Annotated in this window: 23 protein-coding genes; 16 read left to right on the forward strand and 7 right to left on the reverse strand. The window is 64.2% G+C overall.

Features of this window, described 5'->3' with window-relative positions; all coding sequences use genetic code 11:
• The first annotated feature begins 34 nt into the window (after positions 1 to 34).
• The gene (gene rimO / locus ACGYK2_RS11290) at positions 35 to 1,408 is read left to right on the forward strand and encodes a 30S ribosomal protein S12 methylthiotransferase RimO (protein WP_271689368.1); all 1,374 of its coding nucleotides are present in this window, start codon (positions 35 to 37) and stop codon (positions 1,406 to 1,408) included.
• Between the two features lie 18 nt (positions 1,409 to 1,426).
• Here rimO and ACGYK2_RS11295 read toward each other — a convergent pair whose 3' ends face one another.
• Positions 1,427 to 1,921, reverse strand: a complete 495-nt coding sequence (locus tag ACGYK2_RS11295) for a lactoylglutathione lyase family protein (RefSeq protein WP_209217428.1) — start codon at positions 1,919 to 1,921, stop codon at positions 1,427 to 1,429.
• A gap of 95 nt (positions 1,922 to 2,016) precedes the next feature.
• Between ACGYK2_RS11295 and ACGYK2_RS11300 the strand changes: the two genes are divergently transcribed.
• From ACGYK2_RS11300 to ACGYK2_RS11310, 3 genes are all read left to right on the forward strand, one after another.
• Positions 2,017 to 2,907 carry a LysR family transcriptional regulator gene (locus ACGYK2_RS11300; protein WP_276154467.1) on the forward strand — a complete coding sequence of 297 codons (891 nt, stop codon included), beginning with the start codon at positions 2,017 to 2,019 and terminating at the stop codon, positions 2,905 to 2,907.
• Positions 2,908 to 3,045: 138 nt separating this feature from the next.
• Positions 3,046 to 3,429 carry a hypothetical protein gene (locus tag ACGYK2_RS11305; RefSeq protein WP_271689366.1) on the forward strand — a complete coding sequence of 128 codons (384 nt, stop codon included), beginning with the start codon at positions 3,046 to 3,048 and terminating at the stop codon, positions 3,427 to 3,429.
• Between the two features lie 69 nt (positions 3,430 to 3,498).
• Positions 3,499 to 4,119, forward strand: coding sequence for a hemolysin III family protein (locus ACGYK2_RS11310; RefSeq protein WP_209217431.1), 621 nt, complete (start codon positions 3,499 to 3,501; stop codon positions 4,117 to 4,119).
• Here ACGYK2_RS11310 and ACGYK2_RS11315 read toward each other — a convergent pair.
• Entirely contained in the window at positions 4,116 to 4,472 is a 357-nt protein-coding gene (locus ACGYK2_RS11315) for a YigZ family protein (protein ID WP_394374297.1), read from the reverse strand. The two genes, ACGYK2_RS11310 and ACGYK2_RS11315, sit on opposite strands and share 4 nt — an antisense overlap.
• Positions 4,473 to 4,476: 4 nt before the next feature.
• Positions 4,477 to 5,202, reverse strand: coding sequence for a M48 family metallopeptidase (locus ACGYK2_RS11320; RefSeq protein WP_271689364.1), 726 nt, complete (start codon positions 5,200 to 5,202; stop codon positions 4,477 to 4,479).
• 209 nt (positions 5,203 to 5,411) lie between these two features.
• Here ACGYK2_RS11320 and ACGYK2_RS11325 point away from each other — a divergent pair, with 209 nt between their 5' ends.
• The 12 genes from ACGYK2_RS11325 to ACGYK2_RS11380 all read left to right on the forward strand — a co-directional run bounded on the left by ACGYK2_RS11325 (position 5,412) and on the right by ACGYK2_RS11380 (position 15,611).
• Entirely contained in the window at positions 5,412 to 5,642 is a 231-nt protein-coding gene (locus ACGYK2_RS11325; protein WP_067261534.1) for a hypothetical protein, read from the forward strand.
• Between the two features lie 10 nt (positions 5,643 to 5,652).
• Complete coding sequence (locus ACGYK2_RS11330; RefSeq protein WP_271689363.1) at positions 5,653 to 6,531, forward strand: branched-chain amino acid aminotransferase; 879 nt, start codon at positions 5,653 to 5,655, stop codon at positions 6,529 to 6,531.
• Positions 6,532 to 6,628: 97 nt separating this feature from the next.
• Positions 6,629 to 7,087: a universal stress protein gene (locus ACGYK2_RS11335; protein WP_040700546.1), complete on the forward strand. Its 459-nt coding sequence runs from the start codon at positions 6,629 to 6,631 to the stop codon at positions 7,085 to 7,087.
• 113 nt (positions 7,088 to 7,200) lie between these two features.
• A complete protein-coding gene (locus tag ACGYK2_RS11340; protein ID WP_067261530.1) occupies positions 7,201 to 7,761 on the forward strand; it encodes a NifU family protein in 561 nt (186 codons plus the stop codon).
• Between the two features lie 19 nt (positions 7,762 to 7,780).
• Entirely contained in the window at positions 7,781 to 8,377 is a 597-nt protein-coding gene (tsaB, locus tag ACGYK2_RS11345) for a tRNA (adenosine(37)-N6)-threonylcarbamoyltransferase complex dimerization subunit type 1 TsaB (RefSeq protein ID WP_271689930.1), read from the forward strand.
• On the forward strand, positions 8,374 to 8,829 hold the full coding sequence (locus tag ACGYK2_RS11350; protein WP_271689362.1) for a GNAT family N-acetyltransferase: 456 nt from the start codon (positions 8,374 to 8,376) through the stop codon (positions 8,827 to 8,829). The genes tsaB and ACGYK2_RS11350 overlap by 4 nt, the downstream gene beginning before the upstream one ends.
• 107 nt (positions 8,830 to 8,936) lie before the next feature.
• The gene (locus ACGYK2_RS11355; protein WP_271689361.1) at positions 8,937 to 9,938 is read left to right on the forward strand and encodes a BMP family protein; all 1,002 of its coding nucleotides are present in this window, start codon (positions 8,937 to 8,939) and stop codon (positions 9,936 to 9,938) included.
• A 136-nt stretch (positions 9,939 to 10,074) separates the two neighbouring features.
• Positions 10,075 to 11,676: an ABC transporter ATP-binding protein gene (locus tag ACGYK2_RS11360; protein WP_271689360.1), complete on the forward strand. Its 1,602-nt coding sequence runs from the start codon at positions 10,075 to 10,077 to the stop codon at positions 11,674 to 11,676.
• Position 11,677: 1 nt separating this feature from the next.
• Entirely contained in the window at positions 11,678 to 12,814 is a 1,137-nt protein-coding gene (locus ACGYK2_RS11365; RefSeq protein ID WP_271689359.1) for an ABC transporter permease, read from the forward strand.
• A gap of 35 nt (positions 12,815 to 12,849) precedes the next feature.
• On the forward strand, positions 12,850 to 13,818 hold the full coding sequence (locus tag ACGYK2_RS11370) for an ABC transporter permease (protein ID WP_271689358.1): 969 nt from the start codon (positions 12,850 to 12,852) through the stop codon (positions 13,816 to 13,818).
• A gap of 114 nt (positions 13,819 to 13,932) precedes the next feature.
• A complete protein-coding gene (locus tag ACGYK2_RS11375) occupies positions 13,933 to 14,847 on the forward strand; it encodes a sulfite exporter TauE/SafE family protein (protein WP_067261874.1) in 915 nt (304 codons plus the stop codon).
• Positions 14,844 to 15,611: a TIGR02186 family protein gene (locus tag ACGYK2_RS11380; protein WP_271689357.1), complete on the forward strand. Its 768-nt coding sequence runs from the start codon at positions 14,844 to 14,846 to the stop codon at positions 15,609 to 15,611. Before ACGYK2_RS11375 ends, ACGYK2_RS11380 begins: the two co-directional genes overlap by 4 nt.
• Here ACGYK2_RS11380 and ACGYK2_RS11385 read toward each other — a convergent pair.
• The 4 genes from ACGYK2_RS11385 to ccrA form a co-directional block, all read right to left on the reverse strand.
• Positions 15,608 to 17,146 (reverse strand): ATP-dependent RecD-like DNA helicase, encoded by a 1,539-nt coding sequence (locus ACGYK2_RS11385; RefSeq protein WP_271689356.1) that lies wholly within the window; start codon positions 17,144 to 17,146, stop codon positions 15,608 to 15,610. The two genes, ACGYK2_RS11380 and ACGYK2_RS11385, sit on opposite strands and share 4 nt — an antisense overlap.
• A gap of 80 nt (positions 17,147 to 17,226) precedes the next feature.
• The gene (locus ACGYK2_RS11390; RefSeq protein WP_271689355.1) at positions 17,227 to 17,946 is read right to left on the reverse strand and encodes a LuxR family transcriptional regulator; all 720 of its coding nucleotides are present in this window, start codon (positions 17,944 to 17,946) and stop codon (positions 17,227 to 17,229) included.
• On the reverse strand, positions 17,894 to 18,100 hold the full coding sequence (locus tag ACGYK2_RS11395) for a hypothetical protein (RefSeq protein ID WP_271689354.1): 207 nt from the start codon (positions 18,098 to 18,100) through the stop codon (positions 17,894 to 17,896). Before ACGYK2_RS11395 ends, ACGYK2_RS11390 begins: the two co-directional genes overlap by 53 nt.
• 191 nt (positions 18,101 to 18,291) lie before the next feature.
• Positions 18,292 to 19,572 (reverse strand): crotonyl-CoA carboxylase/reductase, encoded by a 1,281-nt coding sequence (ccrA, locus tag ACGYK2_RS11400; protein WP_209217441.1) that lies wholly within the window; start codon positions 19,570 to 19,572, stop codon positions 18,292 to 18,294.
• Positions 19,573 to 19,579: the final 7 nt, after the last annotated feature.

A 19,579-nucleotide genomic window follows, 5' to 3' on the forward strand; every position in this document is an offset into this window, starting at 1 on the left:
TCCCCGCTCATCCGCTTGCCTTATAGCGCAAGCCATGAGCACAAACCCACCCAATCTGCGCCCCGACCTCGCCCCGCAGGCGAAGATCAGCGATCCCGCCCGCCCCGGCCAGCCGACCATCGGCATGGTCAGCCTCGGCTGTCCCAAGGCATTGGTCGATTCCGAACGCATCCTGACCCGGCTTCGCGCCGAGGGCTATGGCGTTTCGCCCGATTACGCGGGCGCTGATGCGGTGATCGTGAACACCTGCGGGTTTCTCGACAGCGCCAAGGCCGAAAGCCTTGATGCCATCGGCGAGGCGCTGACGGAAAATGGCAAGGTGATCGTCACCGGCTGTCTGGGGGCCGAGCCCGATTACATCCGCGAACATCACCCCCGCATCCTCGCCGTCACCGGCCCGCACCAATACGAACAGGTGCTCGACGCGGTGCATGGCGCGGTGCCGCCCGCGCCCGATCCCTTCATCGACCTTCTGCCCGCGCAGCAGGTCTCGCTCACGCCACGGCATTACAGCTACCTCAAGATTTCCGAGGGCTGTAACCACAAGTGCAAGTTCTGCATCATCCCCGACATGCGGGGCCGGTTGCAAAGCCGCCCCGCCCATGCGGTGATGCGCGAGGCCGAGCGGCTGGTCGACAATGGCGTCAAGGAACTGCTGGTCATCAGCCAAGACACCTCCGCCTACGGGGTCGACATCAAACATGCCGAAGACCGCGGCCACCGCGCGCATATCACCGATCTGGCGCGGAATCTCGGCTCGCTCGGCGCATGGGTGCGGCTGCATTACGTTTACCCCTACCCGCATGTGCGCAAGTTGATCCCGCTGATGGCCGAAGGCCTCGTACTGCCCTACCTTGACATTCCATTCCAACACGCGCATCCGGACGTGCTGAAACGCATGGCCCGCCCCGCCGCTGCGTCGAAAACCCTCGACGAGATCGCCGCATGGCGCGACACCTGCCCCGGCATCACCCTGCGCTCGACCTTCATCGTCGGCTATCCGGGTGAGACGGAAGCGGAGTTCCAGACCCTGCTCGATTGGCTGGACGAAGCGCAGCTCGACCGGGTCGGCTGCTTCCAATACGAAAACGTCGAAGGCGCGCGGTCGAACGCGCTGCCGGATCATGTGGCGCCCGAGATCAAACAAGACCGTTGGGAGCGCTTCATGGAAAAGGCGCAGGCCATTTCCGAGGCCAAGCTCGCCGCCAAGGTCGGCAAACGCCTCGACGTGATCGTGGATGAGATCGACGAAGACGCCGCCACCTGCCGCACCAAATCCGACGCGCCCGAGATCGACGGCAATCTCTTCATCGACGAGGATTTCCAGAACCTCAAGGTCGGCGACATCGTCACCGTCGAAGTCGAAGAGGCGGGCGAATACGACCTTTGGGGACGTCAGATCACCTGACGCCCCCGCGGGCTGCTCTCAGGCGTAAGCGCCTGCCGAATAGGTCAGCTCATAGCTGTGGCTATAAAGCTCAAAGACGATGCCGAAGGGGTCTTCGACATAGACCATGCGGTAGGGTTTCTCGCCCGGGAAATATTCCCGCACCGGCATCCGCTGCTTGCCGCCCGCCGCGATGATCCGCTCCAGCAGACCTTCGACATCGGGGTCTTGGATGGCGAAGTGGAAGGTGCCGTGGCGCTTATGCTCCAGCTTTTCTTCGGGGGCGTAGTTGCCCGGGAACTCGAAGATTTCGATTCCGATGCCATCCGCTGTCGCCAGATGGGCGATGCGCAGCGAACCCCAGCCGGGGCCGAAGACATCGGTGCACATGACGCCGATGGCGCTGTCTTCTTCCACCGCTTCGGTGGGCTGCATCACGACATAGAACCCAAGAACTTCGGAATAGAATTTCACGGCGGCGTCGAGGTCCGGCACGGATAGGCCGATGTGGGAAAAGGTACGGGGGGTGGTCATATGCGGTCTCCTGTTTGCGTTGAGGTTGAGATAGACAGGCGCACCCCACATGTGAAATTATCAAATCTCATCGAAATCATAACGAACTGTTTGCCATGCTGAACGCCACTTGGCTTGAGACCTTCACCACCCTTTGCGAGACCGGCCATTTCACCCGCACGGCGCAGCGGCTCAACATGACCCAGCCGGGGGTGTCGCAGCATCTGCGCAAGCTGGAAGACCAGTTGGACCAGCCGCTGATCGCGCGCGAGGGCAAAAGCTTCACCCTGACCCCGGCGGGCGAAGCGTTGTTTGAAACCGGCCTTGCCCGCCGCCGCGAAGAGCAACGCTTGCGCGAACGCATCGCGACCGACCTGCCCGACCGGGGCGTGGTGCATATCGCCTGCTCCGGCAGTTTCGCCATGCTGCTCCAGCCGCTGCTGCTGGAGTGGATGGCCCAAGCGCCCGACCTCTCCCTCCATCTCGAAGCCGCCCCCCAAGCCACGATCCGCGCCGGGCTGCTCGATGGGCGGTTTGATCTGGGCGTGCTGGCCGATGACCCTGCCCACGCAAGGCTCGAGGCCCGGCATCTGGGGCGCGAGGAACTTTGCCTCGTGCTGCCGGTTAATGCATTGGAACGGATAGAAAGTTTTGCCGATCTCGAAAGCCGGGGCTTCATCGCCCACCCCGATGGCTTCGCCTATGCCGACGATCTGCTCCAGCTCAATTTCCCGGAAAGCTATCCGGGGGCCGACCGGATGCGCCTGCGTGGCTATGTGAACCAGATCGGTCAGATCCCAGCGGCAGTGGCGCGGGGCGTGGGCTATACGCTTTTGCCCCGCAGCGGGGTCGAAACCTTTGCCGCCAAGGACCGGCTCAGGCTGCTGCCTCTGCCCAAGCGGCGTTGGCATGACCTCTGGCTCGCCTCCCGGCGCGGGCGCCCCCTGCCCGCGCGGATGGTGAAGACGGCGGAACTGATCGCAGAGGCGGCGGAACAGCTACGATAGCGGACGCATCACAGATATTGTGGAACAAAACACCCCCGCTACTAGATATACTATCATGGAAGGGCGAGATTGCGGAGAGACTTGAACATGTTCCCTTTCTGTTCTATATGTAGAACGCAGTAGCAGAGGAATGACCACATGTCTTTTCAACCTCAGTTTCCCGGCATCTTCGACCTTGAGCAGCAAGGCCGCCCGCCCCGTGGCAGCGATAGCGCGCAGCCCAAACAGGCCGACCGCCGCATGCCCGCGACCGAGAAACAGATGCAATACGCCCAGTCCCTCGCCAAGCGAACGGGCGAAGACCTCCCCAAAGGCATCGAAGCGGATCGCGCGGCGGTGTCGGAATGGATCGACGCCCATAAACCGCAAGCGTTGGAGGGGCCCTTTGCCGCCTACCCTTCCGCCAAACAGGTCGCCTTTGCCGAACGCATCGCGCGCTTGAAACGCCGCGATGTCCCGCAGGAGTGTTTTCGCGACAAGACCCTGATGTCGCGCTGGATCGACGGCAACAAACCGCGCTGATCCACCCGGCTCTGCGCTTTACCTTTCGTCACCCATGGCAGAGGGCGGTTTCGCTGCTACCTTTCTGTCATGGGCTATCCGACCTCCATCGCTGAGACTTTGGCCGACGGCACCGTGCATGTGCTGAGCCTTGGCTTCGCCATTCCAGCCAGCATCCTTTTGATGATCCATGCCGCCGGGCAAGAGGGGCAATTGACCGCCACCGCGATCTACGCGGGCTGCATCCTTGCCTCTTTCACTGCCTCTGCCATCTATCACCTGCTGCCCTTCGACCGCAGCCGCGCCTTCCTGGGCCGGGTCGATCATGCGGCGATCTATTTCAAGATTGCGGGCACCTATACGCCGCTGGTGATGGTGATCGGCTCTGGCTTTGCCTATGGCATCCTCGGCGTGGTCTGGGCGCTGGCGGTGATCGGCGCGGTGGCCAAGCTCTGGTTCTGGCGCACCGATGCGCGCGGATCACTCGCGCTCTACCTCGGCATGGGCTGGCTCTCGGTCCTGTTAATCTACCCGATGTGGCACAATCTGCCGGGGGCGGCACTGGCGCTGGTGGCCGCGGGCGGGCTGACCTATTCGGCGGGCACTTTGGTCTATGCCCATCCCGGCATGCGCTATCAAAACGCGATTTGGCACGTCTTCGTGCTGGTCGCCACGGCCTGTTTCTTTGCCGCCATCGCGCTCAGCCTTTAGCCCGCGGGCCCATCCAGATAGGCCCGCACGCAGGTCTGCACATGGCGAAACCGATCGCCGCCCAGATGTTTGCCGCCGTACCAGCGAGTGACGACGATCAGATGATCGGTCAGCCCCTCACGCTCCAACATCCGCAGGATCACCATGCCCGCGCCGGATTCGCCATCGTCGCCTTTGAGCGGGCCGCCATCCGACAGCAGCACCGCCCAAGTGTTATGCGTGCCCTTGGCGTAGGATTTGTCGCGTTTGAGGTCTTTCAACGCGGCATCGACCTCGGCCCGGTTGCGCGCAGGGCAGCCCGACACCGCATATTTCGACCCGCGGTCGTTCAGCACCTGCCCCAGTTTGCGCAAACCGTTAAAGCCCCGCCATTGTGCGCCGCACGATATCAATCCGGGCGTTATTGGGCGGATGGGTGCCAAGGAAACGGTCGCCGGGATCGGGAATGCGGGTAAAGAACTCGGCCCCGCGCAGCGGGTCATAGCCCGCCCGCGCGGTGATGATCGTGCCAAGGGCGTCGGCCTCAAGCTCGAAATCCTTGGAATAACGCCGCGCGCCGACCTCTGCACCCAATTCCTGCGCCGTGCGCACGGCATTGGCATCGCCCCCGCTCAGCGTGGCGAGACCGGCAAAGATCACCGCGCCTGCCATGGCGTTCTGTTGCTGGCGTCCGATATGGCCCGCGATGTGATGCGCGGCCTCATGGCCCAGCACGAAGGCAAGCTCGTCTTCGTTGCGGGCATCGGCGATCAGCGCCAATGTGAACGCCACGATGGGGCGGCCGTTTTTGTCAAGCGTTTGGAAGGCATTGGCCGGTTGGCCGGGGCGGTCGTCGACCACGATATTGAAATCACAGTTCATCCCCGTCGTCCGATTGCGACACTCCCGTTCGGCCACAGGTTCGAGCGTGCGGACCACCTGAACAAAGCTCCGCGCCGCCGCGCTTGCGCTCAGCCGCGGGCTTGTCTGCCCCGTGGTCTGCGGCCTGTCGGCCGGGATCGGCCCTGTTTGGATCGGTGCCACCTCACAGGCAGAAAGCAGGGCGATGACGGCAAATGCGCCAAGGGCATTTAACAATTTCACGGCTGATCCTCGCTCGGGGGTCCTTGAGCCACCTGTCTATCACGACGCCCTGCCGCCGCCACCCCCGTTCACGGCGCTTTGACACCCCACGGCGGTCTTGCGCTTGGCGTCACAAACCCTGTCTTGCGCGCGCGAGCACAAAGCTTGTCTTGCGCTCGTGAGCACAAAGCCTGTCTTGCGCTCGCGAGCACAAAGCCTAATGTGCCCTCATGTTTACCATCGAGCATGAATTCGACGCCACCGTCATCACCCTGATCGACGAATCCGACGCCCCCCTGCGCGAGGACGTCACCGTCTCTGCCTTCGCGGGGCAAATCACGATCGAGCAATGGGACGCCCGAACCGACCGTGTGGCCAAGATCACCCTGTCCCCCGCGCAGCTGAGCGATCTGACGGCGGCACTGAACCTGCCCGAGGGCATCTACCGAAGCAATTCCTGAGGATCGTCACATGGCCACCGGCACAGACATCAAGACCTATTTCAACGGCGCATGGCACGACGGCGATCTGCCGACCATCAAGGCCGCCGACCACGGCGCATGGCTGGGCACCACCGTTTTCGACGGGGCGCGGCTGTTCGACGGGCTGGCCCCCGATCTGGAAGCGCATTGCGCGCGGATCAACCGCTCGGCCCGCGCGCTGATGATCACTCCCACGGTTGAAACCGAGGATATGATCGAGATGTGCCGCGAGGGGCTGAAGAGCTATTCGCGCGATCAGGCGGTCTATATCCGCCCGATGTATTGGGCGCTGGCGGGTGACGAGTTGGGCATCGTGCCGCGCGAAGGTGCCACCGGCTTTGCCATCAGCCTTGAGGCCATCCCCATGGCCCCGCCCGAGGCCGCGACCACCCTCACCCGCACCCGCTTCCGCCGCCCGGTGCTGGAGGATAACGTCGTTAACGCCAAAGCAGGCTGCCTTTACCCCAACAACGCCCGCATGATGGTCGAGGCGCGCTCCAAAGGGTTTGGCAACGCGCTGGTCGCCGATGCCATGGGCAATGTCGCCGAAAGCGCCAGCGCCAACGTCTTCATGGTCAAGGATGGCGAGGTTTTTACCCCCATTCCCAATGGCACCTTCCTTGCCGGGATCACCCGTGCGCGGCATATGTCGAACATGCGCGAGGCGGGGATGAAGGTGCATGAGACCGTCCTCAGCTTTGACGATTTTCATGCCGCCGATGAAGTCTTTCTGTCGGGCAATATGATGAAGGTCACACCTGTCAGCGCCTTTGACGACACGCAATATGGCACCGGGAACAACCAGAACCCGGTCACGCGCCGGGTGCGTGAAATGTATTGGGATTGGGCCGCAAGTCAGCGCGGCTGAAGGCCCGGATGGCAGCGGCGCGCGAAAGCAATTGCCAGCGCCGCCCGCCCGCGCCATGATCGCACCGCACCGGGAGGAGGTGCGGAGAGAGGGTTTGATGCGGAAATTCCTAGTGGTGTTGGACGATAGCACCGAATGTCTGAATGCCATGCGTTTCGCCGCCCTGCGCGCGGCGCGCACGGGGGGCGGCGTGGCCGTGCTGTCGGTGATCCCACCCGAAGAGTTCAACCATTGGATCGGCGTTGGCGACCTGATGCGCGAAGAGGCCCGCGAACGGATCGAGGTGCATTTCGAGGTTTTCGCCAAATGGATGCGCGACAAACAGGGCGTCGATCCTGAGTTGATCATCCGCGAGGGCGAACCCACGGATGAGATCATCCAGCAGCTGTCCGACGACCCCGACATCGGCGTTCTGGTGCTCGGCGCCAGCGGCGACCGCAAGAAAGGCCCCGGCCCGCTGGTCACGCAGTTGTCGCGCTCTGCCGGTGCCCTACCCGTGCCGATCACCATCGTGCCCGGCGATCTGAGCAAGGAACGGCTCGAAGCGATCACCTAAGCGCTCTGCCGCACGCCCAATGCCCGGCGCCACAATTTAGAACGGTTCTAAACCTTGACTTGCCGCCCGCGCAGGCGCATATCAGGAGCCACGCCGAAAGCGAGGTACACACCATGTTCATCCAGACCGAATCCACTCCGAACCCCGCAACGCTCAAGTTCCTGCCGGGTCAGACCGTGCTGGAGATGGGCACCGCTGATTTCCCCTCCCCCGAAGCCGGGGCAACCTCCCCGCTGGCCCAACGGCTGTTTGCGGTCGAGGGCGTGACCGGCGTGTTCTTCGGCACCGATTTTGTCACCGTGACCAAGCAAGATGCGGTGGAATGGGACCATGTGAAACCCGCCCTTCTGGGCGCCATCATGGAGCATTTCCAGTCCGGCGAGCCGGTCATGGCCTCCGACCACCAGCCCACATCCGGCCACGCCGCGCATGACGGCGAAGATGGTGAAATCGTAGGCCAGATTAAAGAGTTGCTTGACAGCCGCGTGCGTCCTGCCGTGGCGCAAGACGGGGGTGACATCACCTTCCACGGGTTTGAGCGCGGCGTCGTCTATCTGCACATGCAGGGTGCCTGCGCGGGCTGCCCCTCTTCGACACTGACGCTGAAGATGGGCATCGAGAACCTGCTGCGCCATTACATCCCCGAGGTCACAGAGGTGCGCCCGGTTGCCTGAGCATCACGCAGGAGGGCCACTGATTCTGGCCTTCGACACATCGGCCGCGCATTGCGCGGCCGCTTTGCTGTCGGGCGATCGGATCTTGGCTTCCCGTACCGAGCCGATGACCAAGGGACAGGCCGAACGCCTGCTGGTCCTCTGCGAAGAATTGCTGGCCGAAGCGGGCGTGGTCTATGCCGATCTCACCGCGCTTGGCGTCGGCATCGGGCCGGGGAATTTCACCGGCATCCGCATCGCCGTTTCTGCCGCCCGTGGGCTGGCGCTTGGTCTTGGCATCCCGGCAGTCGGCGTCGATGCCTTCGACGCGCTGCGCGAAGGCCATGACGGTGCCTGCGCCTGTGCGGTGGATGCCCGCCGCGATCAAGTATTTCTGCAAGGCTTTGACAACCCCGGCATTTCCGCGCCCGCGCTTCATGATGCCACAGCCCTCCCGGCCTTCACCGGCCCGCTGATCGGCGCGGGCGGAGAGCCGCCAGCAATGCCTGTGGCCGAAGCCATCGCCCGCATCGCCGCGCGTCGCTTTGCCAGCAGTCCGCCGCGCCCCGCGCCGCTTTACCTGCGCCCCGCCGATGCCGCGCCCGCCCGCGACGCGGCACCGGTTCTGCTGCCGTGACACCGGCGGCTCTCGCCACACTCCATGCTGCGGCCTTCACCCAAGACAGGCCGTGGCGAGAGGCGGAGTTCGCAAGCCTGCTCGACAGCCCCTTCGTGCAGCTTTTCACCCGCCCCGGCGGCTTTGCCCTGACCCGCACCATCGCGGGCGAATCCGAACTGCTGACGCTTGCCGTGGACCCTGCGCAGCAACGTCGGGGGCTGGGCCGGGCCCTGCTGCGCGACTGGCTCGCCGCCCTGCCCGCCGACTGCGAAAGTGCCTTTCTCGAAGTCGCAGCTGACAATCTGCCCGCCCGCGCGCTCTATGCGGATCAAGGCTTTGCCCAAATCGCCACCCGCCGTGCCTATTACGCGCGGAGCGGCGTCCCACCCGTCGATGCCTGCATCCTGCAACGCGTCTTGACCCATGGTCACGCTGGCGATCCGGGCGGCTTGCCCTCAAAAAGCGGTTGACCCTACCCCCCGCCTGCGCCCTAGATTATACCTGATCACATGATCCACAAACGCCGTGGCGGCAGCATCTGATTGACCGCCCGACACCACAACCCGGGAGACACCAAATGACCCTCATGACGAAATTCCTCGGCGCTGCTGCGGGCCTCGCGCTCACCGCGGGCGCGGCAGCGGCTGAACCGGCGCTGATCTTCGACCTCGGCGGCAAGTTCGACAAGAGCTTCAACGAAGCGGCCTTCAACGGTGCCTCCCGCTGGGCCGAAGAAACCGGCGGCAAATTCGCCGAGATCGAGATGCAGTCCGAAGCGCAGCGTGAGCAGGCCCTGCGCCGCTTCGCCGAATCCGGTGCCAACCCGATCATCACCATGGGTTTCGCCATGGCCGATCCGCTGGCGACCGTCGCGCCCGACTATCCCGACACCAAGTTCGCCGTGATCGACGTGAACTGGCTCGACCTGCCCAACGTCCGTCAGGTCAGCTTTGCCGAACATGAAGGCTCCTACCTCGTCGGCGTCATGGCCGCGATGGCCTCCGAGAGCGACACCGTGGGCTTCGTCGGTGGCATGGACGTGCCGCTGATCCGTCACTTCGGCTGCGGCTATGCCCAAGGCGTCAAGGCGACCAACCCCGACGCCACTGTCATCGCCAACATGACCGGCACCACCCCCGCCGCATGGAACGACCCGGTGAAGGGTTCCGAGATCACCAAGGCCCAGATCAACCAAGGCGCTGACGTGGTCTATGCCGCGGCGGGCGGCACCGGCGTGGGCGTGCTGCAAACCGCCGCCGACGAAGGCATCCTGTCGATCGGCGTGGACAGCAACCAGAACCACCTGCACCCGGGCAAGGTGCTGACTTCCATGCTGAAACGCGTCGATGTCGCCGTCTATGACGCGATGATGGCGGGCGAAGACCTCGAAGTCGGCGAAGTCGTGACCCTCGGCCTTGCCGAAGAAGGTGTTGGCGTTGCCATCGACGAACATAACCAAGATCTCGTGACCGAAGAGATGAAGGCCGCTGTCGACGAAGCGCGCCAGAAGATCATCGACGGCGAGATCAAAGTGGTCTCCTACTACGAGAACGACAGCTGCCCGGCACTGGACTTCTGAGCCCAATTTATCCACAATCGACACCCGGGGCCGCGCCGATCATCGGCGCGGCCCCTTTTAAAACCCCACAGCGTGACCGGGGCAGCGATGGACCAACGCCAGATCAAGGGCTGCAACGCCCGCAGGACCTTTTGACATGACCGATACCGCCCCCGCGATCGAACTCAAGGGCATCTCCAAGGCCTTCGGCCCGGTACAGGCCAACAAAGATATCTCCATCCGCGTCATGCCGGGCACGATCCACGGCATCATCGGCGAGAACGGCGCCGGCAAATCGACGCTGATGTCGATCCTCTACGGCTTCTACAAGGCCGACGCGGGCGAGATCTTCATCGGTGGCCGCAAGACCGAGATCCCCGACAGCCAGGCCGCCATCGCCGCCGGCATCGGCATGGTGTTCCAGCACTTCAAGCTGGTCGAGAACTTCACCGTGCTGGAGAACATCATCCTCGGCGCCGAGGATGGCCGCCTCTTGAAGCCCTCGCTGTCGAAGGCGCGCAAGACGCTGATCGAACTGTCAAACGACTACGGCCTCAACGTCGACCCCGACGCGCAGATTCAGGACATCGGCGTCGGCATGCAGCAGCGTGTGGAAATTCTGAAAGCGCTCTACCGGCAGGCCGATATCCTCATCCTCGACGAGCCCACCGGCGTGCTGACCCCCGCTGAGGCCGACCAGCTGTTCCGCATTCTCGGCCGCCTGCGCTCCGAGGGCAAAACCATCATCCTCATCACCCACAAGCTGCGCGAGATCATGGAGATCACCGACACCGTGTCGGTCATGCGCCGCGGCCAGATGACCGCCACCGTGAAAACCGCCGAGACCTCGCCGCAGGAACTGGCCGAGCTGATGGTCGGGCGCAAGGTGCTCTTGCGCGTCAACAAAGAGCCCGCCACCCCGGGCGAGGTGATCCTCGACATCAAGGGGCTGCGCGTCGTCGACGACAAAAGTGTCGAGCGGCTGCGCGGGATCGACCTTCAGATTCGCGCGGGCGAAGTGCTGGGCCTCGCGGGCGTTGCGGGCAACGGCCAGTCGGAACTCTTGGAAGTGCTGGGCGGCTATGCCGACGGCACCGGCAACGTTACGCTCAACGGCACCCCGCTGGACCTCTCGGGCAAGAAAAGCGACGGCCAGTCGCGCCGTGCGCGTGGTGTGGCCCATGTGCCCGAAGACCGCCAGCGCGAAGGCCTGATCATGGATTTCCAGGCTTGGGAGAACAACGTCTTCGGCTACCACCACGACGACCGTTTCAACAGCGGCATGCTGATGGACCACGCCGCGATCCGCGCCGACGCCGAAGACAAGATGGCCCGTTTCGACGTGCGCCCGCCCGACCCGACGCTGGCGGCCAAGAATTTCTCGGGCGGCAACCAGCAGAAGATCGTTCTGGCCCGCGAGATCGAGCGCAACCCCGATCTTTTGCTGATCGGCCAGCCCACCCGCGGCGTCGACATCGGCGCGATCGAATTCATCCACGAGCAGATCATTGCGCTGCGCGATCAGGGCAAGGCGATCCTGCTGGTCTCGGTCGAGCTCGAGGAAATCCTCGCCCTGTCGGACCGCATCGCGGTGATGTTCGACGGGCAGATCATGGGCGAACGTGCCGCCGATCAGACCGACGAAAAGGAGCTTGGGCTGCTGATGGCAGGCATCACCGATACCGAGAACGAACACAGCGTGGCCGAGGTCGAGGCCAATCTCGCCCGGGCGGGCGGCGACGCGCGCAAGGAGGTCTGAGATGGACGTGATGCCGAAATGGGCCGAGGTGATCCTCGTGCCGCTGATCTCCCTGCTGCTGGCCGCCGTGCTCTCGGCGCTGGTGATCCTGTCGATCGGCGAAGACCCGGTCGCGGCGGTGAATCTCATGGTCAAGGGCGCGCTCGGCTCGACCTATGGCTGGGGCTACACGCTGTACTACGCCACCAACTTCATCTTCACTGGTCTTGCCGTCGCCGTGGCGTTCCACGCGCGCCTGTTCAACATCGGCGGTGAAGGTCAGGCGATGCTGGGCGGCCTTGGCGTGGCGCTGGCCGCGCTCTACATCCCGTGGCCGCATTGGACGCTGGCACTGATCGGTTGCGGCGTCATGGCCGGTCTTCTGGGCGCCATCTGGGCCGCGATCCCCGGCTGGCTGCAGGCCAAGCGCGGCTCCCACGTCGTGATCACCACGATCATGTTCAACTTCATCGCCGCGGCGCTGCTGAACTACGTGCTGGTCAACGTCATGCGCCCGCCGGGCAGCATGGACCCGGCCAGCGCCCGCTTCCCCGAGGCCGTGCATCTGCCGACCCTGCACGAGTTGCTTGCCCCCCTTGGCATCGCCTTCTCCAAATCCGCACCCGCCAACGTCTCGCTGCTGGTGGCCGTCGGCGCCTGCGTGGCGATCTGGATGCTGATCTGGCGCACCCGTCTGGGCTATGAAATCCGCGCCTACGGCCATTCGCAGCCGGCGGCGAAATACGCCGGCATCTCGCCCGTGCGCATCACCATGATCACCATGATCATCTCGGGCGCGCTGGCAGGGCTGATGGCGATCAACAACGTCATGGGCGAAAGCGAACGTCTGGTGCTGAACGCGACCGAGGGCGCGGGCTTCATCGGCATCGCCGTGGCGCTGATGGGCCGCTCGCACCCGGTGGGCGTCTTCTTTGCCGCGCTGCTCTTTGGCTTCCTCTACCAAGGCGGCGCGGAGCTTGCGCTCTGGACCTCGATCCCGCGCGAGTTGATCGTCGTGATCCAGGCGCTGGTGATCCTCTTCACCGGGGCGCTCGACAATATGGTGCGGATGCCGCTGGAGCGTCTCTTCTTGATGTTCCGCCGCCCCGGCCCGCCCAAACCCGGCCCCCGCAGCGCCCAGTCGGAGAGCGCGGAATGAGCCCCTATACCCCCCTGAGAAAGCGGGTCTGACCTATGGACTACATCACGCTCATCCAATTGCTTGACAGCACCGTGCGGCTCGCGACGCCGCTGCTCTTGGCCTGTCTTGCCGGTCTTTTCTCCGAACGCGCGGGCGTCTTCGACATCGGGCTTGAGGGCAAGATGCTGGCCGCGGCCTTCTTCTCGGCGGCGCTCGCCTCAATCACCGGGTCGGTCTGGCTGGGTCTGGCGGCGGGCATCGCCTCTTCGCTGGCGCTTAGCGCCGTGCATGGCCTTGCCTCGATCACCTTCCGCGGCAACCAGCTGATCTCAGGCGTGGCGATCAACTTCCTCGCCGCGGGCATGACCGTGCTGATCGCGCAGGACTGGTTCGCCCAAGGGGGCCGCACCCCCTCGCTCTTCGGCGGCGCGCGGTTCGAGCCGATCACTCTGCCCTTCGCTGAGGCGATGGAGAGCGTGCCCGTCATCGGCCCGCTTTACGAAGAGCTGATCTCGGGCCATTCGATCCTCGTCTATGCCGCCTTCCTCGCCGTGCCGCTGACATGGTGGATCCTGTTCCGCACCCGCTTCGGCCTGCGCCTGCGCGCGGTGGGCGAGAACCCCGCCGCCGTCGACACCGCCGGTGTCTCGGTCGTGGGTCTGCGCTATGCCGCGGTGGCCATCGCGGGGCTGCTCTGCGGCGTGGCGGGCGCCTACCTCAGCACCGCGCTGCAGGCGGGTTTCGTCAAGGACATGTCGGCGGGCCGCGGCTTCATCGCGCTGGCCGCGCTGATCTTCGCCAAGTGGCGTCCGTGGTACGCCCTTTGGGCCACCCTGCTCTTCGGCCTCTTCGGCGCGCTGGAGACCCGACCGGACGTGATCCAGTCGGTCATCGGCATCAAGGTGCAGGGCCAGCTTCTGGGCGCCCTGCCCTACCTGATGACCGTGGTGATCCTCGCCGGTTTTGTCGGAAAAGCGATCCCGCCGCGCGCGGGTGGCGAGCCCTATGTGAAAGAACGTTGACACTTCCTTCCGGCCCTTGCACCCGAGGGCCGGATCGGCGCAACCTGTCAAAGTGGTCGCCTCACCGCGACAAGCTATGTTGAACTGCGCGGCCGTTCGGGGCTAGGAAACGTCATGCAAATCTACCTGCCCATTGCCGAAGTATCGGTCAACGCCTTCCTCCTTTTGGGATTGGGCGGCATCGTGGGCATCCTTTCGGGCATGTTCGGCGTCGGCGGCGGGTTTCTGATCACGCCGCTGCTGTTCTTTGTCGGCATCCCGCCCGCCGTGGCGGTGGCGACCTCGACCAATCAAATCGTGGCCTCTTCCTTCTCGGCGCTTCTGGCGCATCTCAAGCGAAAGACGGTCGATTTCCGAATGGGCTGGGTGCTGCTGGCCGGGGGCCTGATCGGCTCCGGCATCGGCATGTTCATCTTTAACTACCTGAAATCGCTCGGCCAAGTCGATCTGCTGGTGACGCTTTGCTATGTCGTCTTCCTTGGCATTATCGGCGGGCTGATGTTCGTGGAATCGCTCCGCGCCATCCGCCGCACCCGCAAGGGGGGCCGAGTCAAACGCAAGAAGCACTATTGGGTGCATGGGCTGCCGTTCAAAATTCGCTTTCGGGTTTCGGGCCTCTATATCTCGGTGATCCCGCCGGTGCTGGTCGGCGCGGCGGTCGGGATGCTTTCGGCGATCATGGGCGTGGGCGGCGGTTTCATCATGGTGCCCGCGATGATCTACCTGCTCGGCATGCCGACAAAAGTGGTGATCGGCACCTCGCTGTTGCAGATCATCTTCGTCACCGGCTTCACCACCATGCTCCATGCCACCACCAACCAGACGGTCGACATCGTGCTGGCGGTGCTGCTGCTGGTGGGCGGCGTGCTCGGCGCGCAGGTGGGCACGCGGATCGGCGTGCGGATGCAGGCCGAACAGCTGCGCATCCTGCTCGCGGTGCTGGTCTTGGCGGTCTGCGGCAAGCTGGCGCTTGACCTGTTGCTGGAACCGGCGGAACTCTATTCCCTCAGCCCGGTGGCGGCGGAATGATGCGCGCGCTGATCGCCTTTCTTGGCCTGTGTTTCACGGCCCTGACCGCCACGGCGGAAGAGGAAATCGTGCTTGGCCTCAGCCAGGCCGAAGTCTCCATCACCACCAATTTCGACGGGTCCGAGATCCTCGTCTACGGCGCCGTCAAACGCGAAACCCCGATCCCCGATGGCGCGCCGCTCGAAGTCGTCATTACCGTCTCCGGCCCCTCGGCCCCGGTCATGGTGCGCCGGAAAGAGCGGCGCTTTGGCATCTGGGTGAACACCGCCGCGGTTGAGGTCGACCGCGCGCCGAGCTTCTACGCTGTGGTCACCTCCGGCCCGCTGGCCGAGGTGCTCAAACGCATCGAAGACCTGCGCCACCGCATCTCCATCCCCCGCGCCATCCGGTCGGTCGGCGCCCCGATGGAGATCGCGGACCCCACCCAATTCACCGACGCGCTGATCCGTGTGCGCAAGGATGCGAACCTGTACCAAGTTATCGAAGACGGGGTGAAGGTGGATGAGCAAACCCTCTTCCGCGCCGCCGTCGCCCTGCCCGCCTCGCTCACCGAAGGGGCCTATGACACGCGGATTTTCCTCACGCGCGGCGGCGATGTGGTGGCGCAATATGAGACGATCATCGACGTGCGCAAAGTCGGGATGGAGCGTTGGCTGTTCAACCTTGCCCATCAACAGGCGTTTCTCTACGGGCTGCTGTCGCTCTTCATCGCGGTTGCCGCGGGCTGGGGCGCCTCTGCCGTCTTCGGCCTCATGCGCCGCTAAGCCGCGCCATCCTCGGTCGCCTCAAGCGTCAGCGCCGCCGCTGGCGCGGCCCGCAGATCATCCACCCGCAGCGGCCCCGAAGGCTTGCTGAGCCGGTTGCGCACCACCCAGATCAGACGTTCCTGAGCGCGCGTAATCGCCACATAGGCCAGCCGTTTCCACAGCGGCTGCCCCGCCTCGCTCCGCCCCATCCGCGCGGCGGCATAAAGATCGGGGGCGAAGACCTGCACATTCTCCCACTGGCTGCCTTGGGCCTTGTGGATCGTCACCGCCGCCCCATGCAGAAAGGTCGCCCCCATGCGCGCAGCGAAGGGGATGAAGGGTTCTTCTTCGTCGGGTTTCTCGATCTTCACGATCGAGGCGGCACTCACCTGCGGGTCTTCGGCGCCGATCACATGCAAGCGGCTGAAGCCGGGCTTGCGCCCCTCGCCCAGATAGACCACCTGCGCGCCCTTGATCAGGCCCCGCGCTTCAAGGTCCAGCCGTTTTTTGCGGTGTTTCAGCGGCAGTTCGATCCCGTCGCAGATCAGCGGCTCACCGGCCAGCAACGCATCTTCGGGCGCGCCATGCACGCTGCGGAACGCATTGATGAGCCGAATACGCGTCGCATTGCGCCAGACCAGCACCGGGCTGCGCGCCATCAGGTCGACCTCAACACGCTGGCCCCAGACCACGCGGTCATCGCGGCGCGCCGCGTCTTCGATCATCCGCTCGAAGTCATGAAACTCCAACTGCGGATCGGCCAGCGCATGGGCGAGATCAAGGATCGGGTTGTCGGCCTCTTGCCGGTGGATGCGGTTGAGGTTCAAGACGCGCTTCTCGGGCAGTTTCTCGAAGACCATCGTGCCCGACTGCCCCACCGGTGCCAGCTGCGCCGGGTCACCGAACAACAGCAGCGTTGGGAAGATCTCTTTCAAATCCTCGAACTGCTTGTCGTCCAGCATCGAGCTTTCGTCGACGAAACCGATGTCCAACGGCTCTTCCCGCCGCTTCCAGCCGGTGATGAAATCACTGCCGCGCAGCCCCGCCGCCGCCAACGCCCCGGGCACCGACTTGTTGTTCGCGAAAAATGCCGCCGCCCGGTCCAACGCCATTTCGCTGAGGCCCTCGATCTCGGGCTTCTCACCGTTGCCGGTCAGCCATTCGGCGATGCGCTCATACTCAGGGTGATAGACCGGCGTATAGAGAATGCGGTGGATCGTTGTCGCGGGCACCCCGCGCAACCGCAGCACGCTCGCCGCCTTGTTGGTGGGCGCGAGGATCGCCAAGGTCCGCTTCTCGCGCTTCTTGCGCGATTCGTAATCGCCCGAGACGATCTCGACCCCGGCCCCTTCCAGCGCGCGGTAAAGCTCGGCCAGCAGCAGGGTTTTGCCCGATCCGGCCTTGCCGGTCACCGCCATCACCTGATCCGGCCCGCCCGCAGGCGGCATCAAAAGCGAGTCGTCCAGATCGATGCCCGCAGAGCGCAGCATATCGGCCACCTTGTCATGGGCGGCGGCTTGGTCTTCGGAATAGGTGAGCGCGGTAGATGTCATTGGGCGACCCTAAATGAGCCCCGCGCCGGGGGCCAGATGGCTTTGCCCCGCGCGCCTGCGATTCATGTGGATTATCTGCCTCAGACGACGATCAGCCCCCGGCTGAGCGCACGGGCGACGGCATGGGTGGTGTTGGACGCCCCCAGTTTGAAGCGGGCGCTTTCCACATAGGCCCGCAGCGTATGTTCCGAGATCGACAGACGGTCAGCCACCTGCGCGCGGCTGTAGCCCACCGCCAGCAGGGTCATCGCATCCACCTCGCGCGGGGAAAGTGCCTGCACGGCACCCGGCGCCCGCTCCGGGGCCAGCGCCAGCGCCTTTTCGTTGAAGCAATGGGCCGCCCAGATCAAATCGCGCCGGTGCCGCGCGGTGAAAGCGGCCCAAACCCGATCGGTGCAACTGTGGTTCGTGGTGAAAAGCGCGAATTGCCCATGCGGCCCCCGGATCGGGACCGAGAACCCCTGATCGCCAACCCCATGGTCCAAAGCATCCCGGCGAAACTGCCGCGCGGCGCGAGAGGACCAATCGAGGTCTTTCCAATCCACCGGCTCGAACCGGCGATAGCAGCCCGCGACCACGGGATCGATGCGCAGGTAGTTATGCGCCTGATAGCGCTCAGACCAGAGCGCGCCATAGGTGCCGCAGCCATATTGCACCCCCGCCGTGTCGACCCAGTGATAGACGACGTGCAGAATGCCAAAGTGATCGCGCAGGTCTTTGCAGGCCTGCCCAAGGGCGGGCTGGCCATCAGCCTGCGCCAGCCTTTCCCAAATCCGTTCCAGATGCGGCTCTATCCTCATGCGTCTGGCCCACGGCCCTTTCGCGTTGCAAGGACATCTCAGCCAGAGCGATCAGCGCCGCGTCGTCCAACTGTTCCGCCGTGCGCGGCAGTTGGTTCGCCATGGCAAAAGCCCTGAGATCGGCCAAAACGTCCAATATCCAATCATCTCGCATGAGGGTCGCCCAGCTTTGGTTAATGGCAGATTAATACAACCATAGCATGTACATTATTTTGCACCATCCGCGCTTTCTGCCCCCCCATAAATAGCGGGGCTTCGGGCGCTAAGCCTCTGTTTCGACAGGGCACCACGCAAAACCCCCGCAGCCGGAGCCACGGGGGTTTCATCTTAGCCGATCCGTAACGCTCAGTCGCGGGCGACCAGCGTGTCTTCCAGCGTGCGCAGCCCGGTCGTCGGCGCTTGAACCAGTACCGACATATTCCCCGGCTTATGCTCATTACGCATCATCTTCATATGCGCCTCGGGCAGATCGGCCCAGCTAAAGACCTCGGACATGCAGGGGTCGAGCCGCCGCTCCATCATCAGCTTGTTGGCCGCACTCGCCTGTTTGAGATGGGCAAAGTGGCTGCCCTGCAAGCGCTTCTGGTGCATCCACATGTAGCGCACGTCGAAAGTCAGGTTGAACCCGCTTGTGCCTGCGCAGATCACCACCATGCCGCCCTTCTTGACCACGAAAGTGGAGACCGGGAAGGTCGCCTCGCCGGGGTGCTCAAACACCATGTCGACATTCACGCCCTTGCCGGTGATGTCCCAGATCGCCTTGCCGAACTTGCGCGCTTCCTTGAACCACTCGGCATATTCCGGCGTGTTCACGGTGGGCAGTTGGCCCCAGCAGTTGAAATCCTTGCGGTTCAGCACGCCTTTGGCACCCAGATCCATCACGAACTGACGCTTGCTCTCGTCCGAGATCACGCCGATCGCATTGGCGCCCGCGGTGTTGATAAGCTGGATCGCATAGGACCCAAGGCCGCCGCTTGCCCCCCAGACCAGCACGTTCTGACCGGGCTTGAGGTCATGCGGCTCGTGGCCGAACAGCATCCGGTAGGCGGTCGCCAACGTCAGCGTGTAGCAGGCGCTTTCCTCCCATGTCAGGTGCTTGGGCCGGGGCATCAGCTGCTGGCTCTGCACCCGGGTGAACTGCGCGAAAGAGCCGTCGGGCGTCTCGTAGCCCCAGATCCGCTGGCTGGGAGAATACATCGGGTCGCCGCCGTTGCATTCCTCGTCGTCGCCGTCGTCTTGGTTGCAGTGAATCACCACCTCATCGCCGACCTTCCAACGGGTCACCTTGTCACCCACCGCCCAAACGATGCCCGAGGCATCGGAGCCGGCGATGTGATAGGGCTCGCCATGGCCGTCGAAGGGGCTGATCGGCACGCCGCGCGCGGCCCAGACACCGTTGTAGTTGATGCCCGCCGCCATCACGAGAACCAGCACGTCTTGGCTGTCGAGCTTGGGCACGTCGACCACCTCTTGCAGCATCGCGCTGTCCGGGTCGCCGTGCCGTTCGCGGCGGATCGCCCAAGCATACATCTGTTTCGGGACATGCCCCATCGGGGGCATCTCGCCCACTTCATAGAGGTCCTTTTGCGGGGCGTCATATTCGGCGTGTTTCGTATCCAGTGCCATGTGGGCC

Origin of the sequence: Sulfitobacter sp. 1A10359 (assembly GCF_043558145.1) — a bacterium.
GTDB lineage: Bacteria > Pseudomonadota > Alphaproteobacteria > Rhodobacterales > Rhodobacteraceae > Sulfitobacter > Sulfitobacter faviae.